The organism is Microbulbifer pacificus (assembly GCF_033723955.1).
GTDB classification, from domain to species: Bacteria; Pseudomonadota; Gammaproteobacteria; order Pseudomonadales; family Cellvibrionaceae; genus Microbulbifer; species Microbulbifer pacificus.
On record NZ_CP137555.1, the window covers coordinates 3271331 to 3283506 of the forward strand.

Annotated in this window: 10 protein-coding genes; all 10 read left to right on the forward strand. The window is 44.5% G+C overall.

Going from position 1 to position 12176, the window contains the following annotated elements; all coding sequences use genetic code 11:
* The first annotated feature begins 70 nt into the window (after nucleotides 1-70).
* The 10 genes from R5R33_RS13950 (at nucleotide 71) to R5R33_RS13995 (ending at nucleotide 12158) form a co-directional block, all read left to right on the forward strand.
* Nucleotides 71-1450: a UDP-glucose dehydrogenase family protein gene (locus R5R33_RS13950; protein WP_318953310.1), complete on the forward strand. Its 1380-nt coding sequence runs from the start codon at nucleotides 71-73 to the stop codon at nucleotides 1448-1450.
* Nucleotides 1450-2445: an NAD-dependent epimerase gene (locus R5R33_RS13955; RefSeq protein WP_318953311.1), complete on the forward strand. Its 996-nt coding sequence runs from the start codon at nucleotides 1450-1452 to the stop codon at nucleotides 2443-2445. The genes R5R33_RS13950 and R5R33_RS13955 overlap by 1 nt, the downstream gene beginning before the upstream one ends.
* A gap of 83 nt (nucleotides 2446-2528) precedes the next feature.
* Entirely contained in the window at nucleotides 2529-3461 is a 933-nt protein-coding gene (locus R5R33_RS13960) for a sulfotransferase domain-containing protein (RefSeq protein ID WP_318953312.1), read from the forward strand.
* 188 nt (nucleotides 3462-3649) lie between these two features.
* A complete protein-coding gene (locus R5R33_RS13965; protein ID WP_318953313.1) occupies nucleotides 3650-5116 on the forward strand; it encodes an oligosaccharide flippase family protein in 1467 nt (488 codons plus the stop codon).
* Nucleotides 5113-6306: a glycosyltransferase family 4 protein gene (locus R5R33_RS13970; RefSeq protein WP_318953314.1), complete on the forward strand. Its 1194-nt coding sequence runs from the start codon at nucleotides 5113-5115 to the stop codon at nucleotides 6304-6306. The genes R5R33_RS13965 and R5R33_RS13970 overlap by 4 nt, the downstream gene beginning before the upstream one ends.
* Before the next feature lie 24 nt (nucleotides 6307-6330).
* The gene (locus tag R5R33_RS13975) at nucleotides 6331-7467 is read left to right on the forward strand and encodes a glycosyltransferase (protein WP_318953315.1); all 1137 of its coding nucleotides are present in this window, start codon (nucleotides 6331-6333) and stop codon (nucleotides 7465-7467) included.
* A complete protein-coding gene (locus tag R5R33_RS13980) occupies nucleotides 7467-8396 on the forward strand; it encodes a glycosyltransferase family 2 protein (RefSeq protein ID WP_318953316.1) in 930 nt (309 codons plus the stop codon). The genes R5R33_RS13975 and R5R33_RS13980 overlap by 1 nt, the downstream gene beginning before the upstream one ends.
* Before the next feature lies 1 nt (nucleotide 8397).
* The gene (locus R5R33_RS13985) at nucleotides 8398-9579 is read left to right on the forward strand and encodes an O-antigen ligase family protein (RefSeq protein WP_318953317.1); all 1182 of its coding nucleotides are present in this window, start codon (nucleotides 8398-8400) and stop codon (nucleotides 9577-9579) included.
* Entirely contained in the window at nucleotides 9576-10643 is a 1068-nt protein-coding gene (locus R5R33_RS13990) for a glycosyltransferase family 4 protein (RefSeq protein ID WP_318953318.1), read from the forward strand. The genes R5R33_RS13985 and R5R33_RS13990 overlap by 4 nt, the downstream gene beginning before the upstream one ends.
* A 99-nt stretch (nucleotides 10644-10742) precedes the next feature.
* Nucleotides 10743-12158, forward strand: a complete 1416-nt coding sequence (locus R5R33_RS13995) for a mannose-1-phosphate guanylyltransferase/mannose-6-phosphate isomerase (protein ID WP_318953319.1) — start codon at nucleotides 10743-10745, stop codon at nucleotides 12156-12158.
* Nucleotides 12159-12176 lie beyond the last annotated feature (18 nt).

Here is a 12176-nt window from a genome sequence, read left to right on the forward strand (position 1 = left end):
GGCGTATGCCGGAATCCAGTGTTATCTAGCACCGAAACCCTCGTATCACAGAAGTTAAAAGGCAAAAGGAATGAAAGTAACCATCTTTGGCACTGGCTATGTAGGCCTCGTCACCGGTGCCTGCCTGGCCGAAGTTGGCCATCAGGTCATGTGCATGGACGTCGATACCCATAAAATCGACCGACTCAAAGATGGCATCATCCCGATTTATGAGCCGGGCCTCGAGCCCATCGTCAAAGCCAACATCGACTCTGGCAACTTGCTGTTTACCAGTAATGCCGAAGAAGCCGTTAGCCACGGACAGGTTCAATTTATTGCTGTGGGTACCCCACCAGATGAGGATGGGTCCGCAGACCTGCAATACGTTCTCGCTGTAGCGGAATCCATCGCGACCTATATGAGCGATGAAAAAATCATTGTGAATAAATCTACCGTACCTGTAGGTACCGCGGATAAGGTTCGAGCTAAGGCTCAAAGCAAACTGGATGAGCGCAGAGTACATCTACCATTCTCCGTAATCTCCAACCCCGAATTCCTGAAAGAAGGTGCCGCAGTCAATGACTGCATGCGACCGGATCGGATCGTTGTAGGTATCGATCGGGAGGGTGAGACCCGTGGCAAGGTGGAAGCTACCATGCGCGAACTTTATGCACCCTTCTGCCGCAATCACGAAAAAATTATCTTCATGGATGTGCGCAGTGCGGAGCTCACCAAGTATGCCGCTAACTGCATGCTGGCCACCAAGATCAGCTTTATGAATGAAATGGCCAATATTGCCGAGCGGGTAGGCGCCGATATTGAGCAGGTGCGCCAAGGCATCGGCTCGGACCCGCGCATTGGGTACCAATTTATTTATCCCGGTTGTGGCTACGGTGGCTCCTGTTTCCCCAAAGACGTAAAGGCTCTGATCAGTACCTCCAAGCAACTGGGCTACAAAGCAGAAATACTGGAATCCGTAGAAAACGTAAATGATCGTCAGAAGCACAAGCTGTTCGAGATGATCTGCCAACACTACGGATGTGACCCAAAGAATCCCGGTGATACATTGAGAGGCAAAGTATTTACGCTTTGGGGCTTGGCATTCAAACCAAAAACAGACGATATGCGCGAGGCGCCAAGCCGAACTTTAATGGAGCAACTGTGGGCAGCCGGTGCGAAAGTCCAGGCTTATGACCCGGAAGCGATGGATGAATGCGAACGTATCTACGGTAACCAAGACGGGCTGCACCTTATGGGAACTCCGGCTTCCGCGCTACATAACGCAGATGCGCTGGTTATCGTTACCGAGTGGCAAAGTTTCCGGGCCCCAGACTTCAACTTAATTAAGGAGCAGGTGGCCGACCAGGTAATCTTTGACGGACGCAATATGCATGAACCTTCGCAAGTTATGGATAAAGGTATCGGTTACTACGGAATTGGCCGCGGAAAAGCAATTCAGGGAGCAAAATAATGAAGTTTTTGGTAACCGGCGCTGCCGGTTTCATCGGAATGCATACCGCCAAGCGTCTGCTCGAAGATGGCCATGAGGTGGTAGGTCTAGATAACCTAAACGATTATTACGATGTACGGCTGAAAGACTATCGCCTTACTCAGCTCGCTCCCTACGATAAGTTCCGATTTGTAAAGATGGATCTTGCTGACCGCGATGGAATAGCGGCACTGTTTAAGCAAGAGCAGTTTCAGCGCGTTATTCACTTGGCGGCGCAGGCTGGTGTTAGGTACTCCCTGGAAAATCCCATGGCCTACGTGGATTCAAACCTCGTAGGGCACATGACCATTCTGGAGGGCTGCCGCCATAATAAAGTAGAGCACTTGGTATATGCATCATCCAGCTCTGTGTACGGTATGAACCCCAAGATTCCATTTTCCACAAGCGATGGTGTCGATCACCCAGTGTCTCTGTACGCGGCCACCAAGAAGTCGAATGAGTTGATGGCACACTCCTATTCGCATCTTTATGGAATCCCGACCACCGGATTGCGTTTTTTTACGGTTTATGGTCCCGCAGGTCGTCCGGATATGGCGCCCTGGCTGTTTACTGAAGCTATTCTGAAAGGTGAACCGATCAAAGTTTTCAACAACGGGAAAATGCAGAGGGATTTTACTTATATCGATGATATCGTCGAGGGGATCGTACGGATACAGGATGTAGTACCTCAAGCGGATGATGGCAACTCCAAAAATGATCCTGCTTCCAGTAACGCGCCATACAGAATTTACAATATCGGTAACAACCAGCCAATTGAACTGGCTGCCTTTATTCGCGCAATAGAAAGTGCCTGCAACAAAGAAGCTGAGAAGATTTACCTGCCTATGCAAGCTGGTGATGTAGTGCAGACCTATGCAGACATTGATGACTTATATAAAGTCGCTAATTATAAGCCAAGTAAGAAAATTGGTGATGGCATGGGTGCATTTGTAGATTGGTATCGGTCTTATATATAAGTCGAATTTTTGACACATATAATTAATAAATTAATTGTGCGAATCCATATTTTTAGATTGATTTCTTCAAAGTGAATTAAGTAGTGAAAGTAAATAAAAAGCTAATTTTGATAGTCGGTTTTAGGAAGTGTGGTACTACGACACTGTTCGATTACCTGAGCCAACATGAAGGAATTTCCGCTGCGTCTCCTAAAGAGCCTCAGTTATTGTGCTCTGGCAATAGGCTTGATGAAGAATTTTTAGCTGGCTATTTATCTTGTTTTGATCAGAATGCCGAAATCCTACTGGATGGGTCAACATTGTTAATCTCTGACCCTGACGCGATACAGTGGGCGATCAGAACATTTTCAGAAGTTAAAATAGTCGTTTGTATCCGAAACCCTGTAAATCGTTTTATATCATCATATTGGCACTCAAAGGGGAAGGAAAATCCGCAAGAATACAGAGGCCTAGACGAAGTTATTGAACAGTTGGATAGCTGGGGTAAAGATAAATTTTTTAAAGAAAAAGAATGGTTGAATGAACAACCTTTTCATAGGCAATTCTATAGCGGCGACTACCTACGCAGCAATAAGATTTCGTTGTTAGACTTTAACCCAAAAGAGCGATTCCTTCCTTTTAGGTATTTTGGTGAGGGTGTTTACTCACATTGGGTGGAGCAATTAAATATTGGTCAGTATCATGTTGTGTTACTTGAGGAGTTAATGCAAGAAAAAGATAGCATCGAGCGACTTTCTCAATATATTGAATTCCCGCTAAATGCCGAAAACTTCTCAAGTTTTGGTGCTTCGAATAAAGGCGCAAATAGGTCCACTGTCGCCAAGTTGAATTTTTTGAGGTTCGGTGGGGTGTACCGAATATTCCCTGCTTCGTTTCGAAAATGGTTTAAAGGGCGTTTCCATAAGAGCATACCTCCAGCAAAAAAAAATCATATGAAATCCTTAGAGCTTTGGTATGAAGGGGAGAGAAAATATTGGAAACGAGCTGGGCATAACATCCAAAAATATTGGTGGTAATTTTTATGCGACATATTCTGCTAAAAAATTGACGCATCGAATGGTAGTAAAAATATATGTGAATGAGAGTCGTCTATTCCATTATTTTGATTTGCAGGTGAAGTTTTCTAGCCTTGTATGCGAATTGCGGTAATTAAATTAGTTAATAGTTTTCGAATTTTTATTTGCGAAATGTAGAGTGCGAGTACTTGTTACAAAAAAAAATTATTTCAATTGCTGGACTGGCCTTAGTCGAAAAGGCAATAAAACTGTTTTTCCTACTTTTCCTCTCTAGATTATTGGAGCCTTGGGAGTTTGGGGTTGTTGCAGCTGCAAGTGTTGTAGTCTACTTTGCTGATATGTTTGCAAATTTAGGATTTGCTGCATGCCTGATTCAGCTGGAAAAAATTTCTAAAGAGACTGTTCGCGTTGCTCTGACGCTGACAATGGCCGTCGTTTCTCTTATTTCTGTCTGTTTTTACTGGACACTTCCCCAGGTGTCTGTATGGGTGGGTGTCCCTGAACTGCAATCGATGGGTGGTGCATTGATTGTAATTCTAATAGCGAGGGGGTTCTCAAGCGTCTCAGGAGCTCTTCTGCAGCGTGATATGAAGGCGAGTTTACTGATGAGAAGCAGTATCGTTTCTTATCTAGTTGGCATGCTGTTAGTTGCCGGACCAATGATTTATTCAGGTTACGGTTTCTGGTCCTTGATTTACGGAATGGTGGTTGAATCTTTAGTTCATACCGTTATTTGCTACTGTGCGGCCAGACATTCAATTATCCCCCTGCTAAGAAAAAGTGAAATAGAAAAATTATTAGGGAAAGGGTTCGGGTTTTTCATTACTCGAACAATCAACTATCTCGCTTTGAATGTCGATTATGTAATTGTGTCAAAATATTTGGGTGCCCACTTCCTGGGGCTATATAGTCGAGCTTATAGGGTTATGGAATACCCGTCATACGTTTATATGGTCGCGGCGGATCGAGTTCTATTCCCTGCGATGGCAAAAAAACAGACTGATCAAAACTATTTGCAAAAAACGATGCTCAAAGGCATTTTCTGGACATTCGCATTAGCTGCCCCTCTGTCGGGTATCTTGGCTGCAAATGGGGAAAACATTATAAGGCTTTTGTTGGGCCCCACTTGGTTAGAGGCAGCCAGCGTACTTTCGATTTTATGTGCATTCGGAAGCTACAGAATTTCATACATGATACTGAACACGTATGTCCGCTCGGTGGGGAAAGTATCAATATCATCCCAGCACTCTCTTTTCTTACTTTTTGCTGTAACAGTTTGTTGCTACTTCGGGGTCGAATACGGTTTAAATGGCGTGGCTTGGGGCGCTGGTGTTGCTCTTTTGGTTCACGGTTGTTTATATTCTGTTCGTGTTGCAATTATGTTGAATCTGCCCTGGTATCGGTTTTTGCGAATTTTCATTATTGGGATTCCGGCAACGCTAGCATTTTACCTTCCCAACTATTACCTCCTCGATTTTCTGGAATTTCATTTTTTCTTGGAATTATTGGTGAGTGGTATTTTATCAATGGTTATTGCGGTCATATTGGTTGAGTTAAACCTCCTGTGTTCTCCTGAATCAAAGTTTCGACATTTTCATGAGTTCGTGTTGCAATTTTCTGAAAGTTTCCGTCTTGGGCAAAAGGCAGCTAAATGACAAAAGTTTTAATGGTAACGGCCCAGTATATGCCTGATGTCTATGGCGGAGCCGAAAAGCAATGTAGACGCATCGCAACAGAGCTGCAGAGTTCTGGTGTGGAAGTTACCGTGCTTACGTCAACTCAAAAGTGGCGTGTCGATGAATCAAACGAGTCATTGAAGGTCAAAAGAATTTACACGTTATTTCCTCCGGATTTACTTGGTCGGTGGCTGTTTTTTTCAATCTATTGGCTCGTAGCTGCTACATGTTGGGCAATTTGGAATCGAAACAAGTTCGATATTATTCACTGTCATCAAGGTAAGTTTGGCGCGTTCGTAGGGTGCTTTATCGGTAAGCTGCTTAACAAGCCGACAATAATAAAAATTGGCAATTCCAATCAGCATATGGACCTTGTATGTTTGAAGAAAAAATTTTTTATTGGCCCTATTTTGGTTCGACTCATTCTAAAATCTAACCCGGTTTTTGTTGCTATAACATCTGTGATTGCAGAGAACCTTAAAAAATTCGGCTGCAAAAGAATCGTATGCATCCCTAACGGAATTGACACAGCCTTACTAAATAGTCTCTCCCCAAAAAAAACACGTGTAAAGAAGACGGACTCAATTATCCTTTTTTATCATGGACGAATCGAGGAGATAAAACGAATAGATATTTTGTTGCGAGCATTTGAAATCGTCTTCCATAGTGATTTTGATTTAAAGTTACATCTTGTCGGCGATGGAACGGCACTAGTGGAAACTAAAAGATGGGCACAAAAGTTAGGTTTGCAAGATTCAATAGTATTCCATGGTGCACGTGAGGACGTTATTGAAGTGATTTCCCATTTTGATGTATTTGTGAATGCATCTGAAGCTGAAGGCTTCTCCAACTCGTTACTAGAAGCTTTGCTTTTGGGGAAAGTGTTAGTTTCCACACCTGTAAGCGGCGCTTCAGATGTTATCGAAGATGGCAAAAATGGCGCTGTTGCTGAGAACTTTTCTCCCGAGAGGTTAGCTGAGGCGATCTTGATGGGCGTCAAAGTCTACAAAGAACATGCAGGAGCAGTCATTGACCACAATAAAAATCTTGTTACAGAAAAATTTCGTATGCCACTAGTGGCAGAAAAATACAAAAATTTATATGGGACTTTAGGAGATCCATATAAAATCTCAATAAAAATGCCAGAAAATACGTTCACAGAAAACTAAATTGACCTTAAGGTTTTTATGCTCATGAAAATATTAATAGGTATGACCAGGTCTGATACGGTCGTTTCTGGTTCTTTTAAGCATATCTGCCAAATTGGCGAACGGTTCCGGCAGGAAGGCATTGATGTTACATATGTTTTGGGGGGAGACGGCAGTGCAGCGCAAGCTTTGGAGCAGCGTGGATATCGAGTTTATAAGCTCAAGAATCTAAGACGAGATTTGAATATCTGGTTTGATTTCATTGCGCTACTTCAATTAATTTGGGTGATATTTAAAGTTAGGCCGAAGATTTGCTCCTGGCATACGGCAAAAATTGGTGCTTTGGGGCGAATAGCATCTGTGCTGACGTTCCGCAAAAACTACTATGTCCCGCATGGTGTTCCTTTTGTTAACACCCCGGAAAATAGGGGCTACAAAAAATTCCAATTACTTGAGCGTATTTTGGCCTTTCTTCCAGGGACGATAGTAGGCGTATGCCAATTTGATAAAAATGAATATCTAAGAATTGGCGTTCCGGATCGCAAGGTAAAAGTGATCTACAACGGTATGGCAGGTAGAAAGAAAATTCATGGTATAGCTGAGCGTCCTCGTGGAACTCAGGTTAAGTTTATTACTGCTGCTAGATTTGAGGTGCAAAAAGATTATGTCACTTTGGCAAAGGCCGTGGAAAAATTGCATGAATCGGGTGCCAATTTTAGCCTTGATATTTATGGCGATGGCCAAATGGAAGCAGAAGTGAAGTCATTGTTTGCAGCCCTACCTCCGGAAGTTATTACTTTTAAGGGCGTTGTTCCTGATTTTTCTGTCAAGTTGGCGGAGTCTGACATTTTCGTCCTTTCTAGCCATTGGGAAGGATTGCCCAGAAGTATTATAGAAGCTATGGCGTGCGGTAAAGCGGTTATCGCCACTGATGTGGGTGGAAGTCGTGAACTCATTAACCATCAATTAACTGGATATTTGGTCCCCCATAAAGATGTAGCAGCATTACATGATTGCATGCGCACTTATGTCGAAGACAAAGATAAAATTTCACAGCATGGCAAGAACGGGTTTAATAATTATTTTATCAACTTTACTCTTGAAAAAATGCTTGATCGTTATGTCGACGAGTATTTCGGTGGTGAATATGGTGGTGTCGAATCACAGGGTGAAGTTGCCTAATGTTCAAACTTAGCCTTATTTGCCCGATGTACAAAGTTTCTGGATATCTTCCTGATCTTATTGAAAGTCTCCTAGTCGGCGCTAATTCACCCCAAGTCGAAGTCATATTCGTAGATGATTGTTGCCCAGAGGGGTCCGGCGATGTTTGCGAGCAGTTGCTAAATAGTTTTTCCCGTCGGGTAGAATTTCAGTGGCAGTTGTTGAGGTTAGATGTGAACCAAGGACTAGGGGAGGCAAGAAACTGTGGGATGAAGTTGGCTAGCGGTGACTATATTGGGTTTGTCGACTCAGATGATGTCGTTATGCCATCGTATTGGGCGACTTTACACGATTCGATTAAGCTGAATAATCGCCCTCAAATTATTGAATTTGGTTATTCTGAATTCAGGGATTACGAAAATATCAGTGTCGAATCGAAGCTTCGACTGCCTTATAAATCGTGTTTTCAGCCATTTTATACAGGATTTTTCGCCTGGTCACGAATTTACCGTGCAGATTTGATTGATGGAATGAGGTTCATACATCGTACGTATGAAGATATCGCTTTTGTTTCGAGCTCTTTCATTAACGCACAAAGCATTTTTTTGGTAAATGAAGCACTAGTCGGTTATAGAAAGCGCTCGGGTTCTATTACAGCACACCGAAACTCAAGTTATTCATGCATTTTGGCTAATCTCGTAGATGCCTATTCTAGGCTAAATTCCAAAATACGAGATGATGGTCGTTTTAGTGCTCTGATCTTTTATAAGATTTTTGTGATACTTCTGAAGGGGACTCGAATAGCTGACCGATCAGAAAGGCGCTCCTTTTTCCTTAAGTGCCAGCCACCCATTTCTGAAGCTAGTGAAATATTCTTTGGTTCGGGGGCTTTAGGTTTTTTTCGTAGGCAATTGTTATCACTCGCCCTCGTTATAGGGGTGAGATATTAGAATGGTTCCTTCATCAATTTTTTTTGTTGCTGATAGATTCAGTCTTATTTTTGGCGTCAATCGAAAGTTGTTCTTTTCATTACTGCTTATACCGCTAGCCCTGCTTGATATTAGGTTTTCGGTCAGTGGCATGATTGTCCGGGTTTCTGATTTGTATCTTCTGGGAATATTTGCAGTTTTTTGGTTGTTTGAGCGGTCGTTCTGGAGTTACGCGGTCTACAAGCTTTCAGCTTTTCTTCCTTTTTTTTTGTATGTTTCTGCCGTTTTACTTCTGGGTGATTCATTCAACGGATTCAAGCAGGTAATCCAATGGGGGCTGGTCCTTATGTGGCCGGTGTGTCTGTCATACTGCCTGAGGCCCTCAGACGAAAATTTCCTTAAAGTTTTCCGATTTTTCTTGTTGGTGTGTGCGACGATAGTTGTGTTTATGCATTGGAGACAGGGGTATTTTGTCGGCTATAAACACTTGGGAGATATGAAATACGCGTTTGGGTTATTTTTCGTGGTTTCCGCGATTGGGGTTAAGTGTTTCCATGGTATGAAGTCTTGGTCCTATTTGGCGGTCGCTACCATTCTTTTGATTGCTTCACTGGAGCGAAAGGGGATAGTGGTTGGAAGCCTAGCGGTGGTTTTATTCTGGTGTTTAACGCGGTCGGTAGCGGTGAGGCGCGCTTTCCCCTTAGTGGCTTCACTGTGTATGATCGGTTGTATTTTTTCAGCCGTTTTTGTCTATGAGATTGCAGTTGAAAATGTCGCCATATACACCTATGGCTTGGATGAGTCGGAGGCGGCTTGGCATTCAAATCTCCATCGAATGAATTTGCTCGGTAATGGAGTTGAAATCTTTTACGCTCATCCTTGGTTTGGGGTTGGAGCGGACCAGCTGAAATATAAAATGGTTAATTTCTATTTTAATACAGGGCTCGCCTTGTATACGCATAACTGGTATCTTGATTTTTTGGTTGAGTATGGGCTTTTGGGGGTCCTACTTTTTTTCGGGGTGCCACTCCTGCTTCTCCGTAAGATAAAGTTAATCGACAGCTTCGATTGCGTTTGCGCGGTTTTGGCAACCTATTGTTTTGTTGTTCCTGTGTTTATGGCTAATGGCACTACGTCGATGCTGATTTGGTTGACATCCCTTGGTTTGTTTTTGTGTCTTGCATTAAAAAGTCGTCTTGCATGAAGTCATTATATTTAGTTTCTATCTACTATCAAAAGGATCGTGTGACTGGTGCCAATAAGCGCTTCGATGAGCTTGGAAAGCGTCATCTGCGCAGTGGTAGATTTTATGTTACGGTCGTCGTGGCTCAGGGACAGAAGCCGGATTGGTGTCCAGAAAGCAATGTCATTTATGTTCGGCCGTATAAATCGAAGTTGCAACGACTCGCGACTTGGCTGGACTTAAGTTTCAAACTATTGTGTTTAAAACCAGGTGTGGTTTACTCTGATTTTCAGCCTGTTCCGCTACTTCTGACGTTAAGGCATGCCCATTACCAGCTGATCCATGATTTGCGCAATTGGACAAATTTTGGTCGGAAAGGATTGGGGTTGTTTTCCAGTTTATTTCAGCAGATCCAGCTTAAAATGGCGCATTTTGTAGTTACAGTTTCAGAATTTTCTAAAGCTGACGTGATTTCAAAGTGCGGCATTAGTAAGGATAAAGTGTTGGTTGCGTATAATGGTCTTTCTGAAAGCTATTTCGATAGTGGGTCACTACATAATTATTACGATTACGATGTGGTATATGTCGCGACTTTTGAACCTAGGAAAAACCATATCTTATTAATTCGGGCGCTTGAACACTGCCCTCCAGATACAAAGGTGGTATTCATCGGAAGGGATCTTGGATCTTTGGGTGAAATTAAAAAATATATTGAGTCATCTGCAAGTGCTTGTGTCCGCTCAATTCAAATATTCGACTCAATTGGCGAAGAAGATTTGCTTAAATTGTATAGGTCTACCAAAACTTTTGTGAGTCCAGCTTTTTTCGAGGGCTTTGGTATGCCATTGATAGAGGCGGCAGCATGCCGTGCTCAAGTTTTGTGTTCTGATATTGAAGTATTTAAGGAAATTATGGGAGAGGCTGCAATTTATTTTGACCCTCATAACCCGCAAGAGTTAAGTCGCCACTTGAATTTAGTACTTTCGGACAAGGTTCCTAACAAGCCATTTGACCCTTCCCGTTTCCACTGGGATCACATATGCGAAAAACTAGAAAAGCAGTTTGAAGCGAATGGATATGTATAAAGCGTTGGCCGTTATAAACAGTTAAGGTTGTAGGTAATTTTTCAGCAACATGATTGAAGCTATCTCAGTATATAGAACTAGGTTTCTTGGAACTCGAAAATGATACTTCCCGTAGTTATGGCTGGCGGTTCTGGCACCCGCCTTTGGCCCCTTTCCCGCAAGCTTTTTCCGAAGCAGTTTTTACCGCTGATTGATGAGGCAAGTATGCTGCAGAGTACCTGCGCACGCCTGCAGGGCATTGAATCCCAGCCACCGCTGCTGATCTGTGGGGATGATCACCGCTTTATCGTGGCTGAGCAATTGCGCGAAGCTGGCATTGGTCACAGCGGAATCCTGCTGGAACCGGTCGGCCGTAATACCGCGCCAGCGGTGGCACTGGCGGCGCTGCGCGCGACTGCAGGCGATGAGGAAGATCCATTGCTGCTGGTGTTGGCCGCGGACCACGCCATCAAGGATTTAGCTGCCTTCCAGGCTGCGGTTATGCGCTCTGTACCGCAGGCAGATGCCGGTAAGCTGGTAACCTTTGGGATAGTGCCAACCGCGCCGGAAACCGGTTATGGGTATATCCGCAAGGCGCAGGCTTTGAATGCTGACGGTAATGCCTTTGCGGTTGCGGAGTTTGTGGAAAAGCCGGATCAGGCGACTGCTGAGGAATACCTGCGCAGCGGTGACTTCTACTGGAATAGCGGCATGTTCCTGTTCCGCGCCAGCCGTTACCTGGAAGAGCTTGCTAAGTTCCGCCCGGATATTCTTGCCGCGTGCGAAAAAGCCCTGCGGGGTGCGTCTTTTGATGTGGACTTTGTACGCCCGGCAAAAGAGGTGTTCCTGGCATGCGCCGATGAATCCATTGATTACGCGGTAATGGAGCACACTCGCGATGCGGTAGTGGTACCCATGGGCTGTGGCTGGAGCGATCTGGGTTCCTGGTCTGCACTGTGGGAAGTGTCTGAGAAGGATGAACAGGGTAACTCGGCGAAAGGCGACGTAATCCTGCAGGATAGCCGCAATTGTTTTGTGCAAAGTGACGGTAAACTGATTGCAACCGTGGGCCTGGATGATGTGGTTGTGGTGGAAAGCGATGATGCCATTCTGGTCGCCGCTAAAGACCGCGTGCAGGATATCAAGAAAGTCGTTGAGCGCCTGAAGGCGGAAGGTCGCTCCGAGGCGCTGCTGCACCGAAAGGTGTACCGCCCCTGGGGCTGTTACGATTCCGTGGATAAAGGCGAGCGCTTCCAGGTGAAGCGGATTGTGGTAAACCCCGGTGCACAGTTGAGCCTGCAGATGCACCACCACCGCGCGGAGCACTGGATTGTGGTTTCCGGTACGGCGATGGTGACCTGCGGCGAAAAGGAATTTCTGGTAACCGAAAACCAGAGTACCTATATCCCGCTGGGTGAGGTGCACCGCCTGGAGAATCCGGGCAGCATCCCGCTGGAATTGATCGAGGTGCAGTCCGGTTCCTATTTAGGGGAAGACGATATCGTGCGGCTCGAAGACCGATATGCCCGCGTATAAAGCACCGCTTTTATCTCG

Coding starts and splice junctions, on each gene's coding strand:
- R5R33_RS13975 (WP_318953315.1), top strand. CDS start 6,331: ATGAAAATATTAATAGGTATGACCAGGTCTGATACGGTCGTTTCTGGT.
- R5R33_RS13990 (WP_318953318.1), top strand. CDS start 9,576: ATGAAGTCATTATATTTAGTTTCTATCTACTATCAAAAGGATCGTGTG.
- R5R33_RS13970 (WP_318953314.1), top strand. CDS start 5,113: ATGACAAAAGTTTTAATGGTAACGGCCCAGTATATGCCTGATGTCTAT.
- R5R33_RS13985 (WP_318953317.1), top strand. CDS start 8,398: ATGGTTCCTTCATCAATTTTTTTTGTTGCTGATAGATTCAGTCTTATT.
- R5R33_RS13955 (WP_318953311.1), top strand. CDS start 1,450: ATGAAGTTTTTGGTAACCGGCGCTGCCGGTTTCATCGGAATGCATACC.
- R5R33_RS13980 (WP_318953316.1), top strand. CDS start 7,467: ATGTTCAAACTTAGCCTTATTTGCCCGATGTACAAAGTTTCTGGATAT.
- R5R33_RS13950 (WP_318953310.1), top strand. CDS start 71: ATGAAAGTAACCATCTTTGGCACTGGCTATGTAGGCCTCGTCACCGGT.
- R5R33_RS13995 (WP_318953319.1), top strand. CDS start 10,743: ATGATACTTCCCGTAGTTATGGCTGGCGGTTCTGGCACCCGCCTTTGG.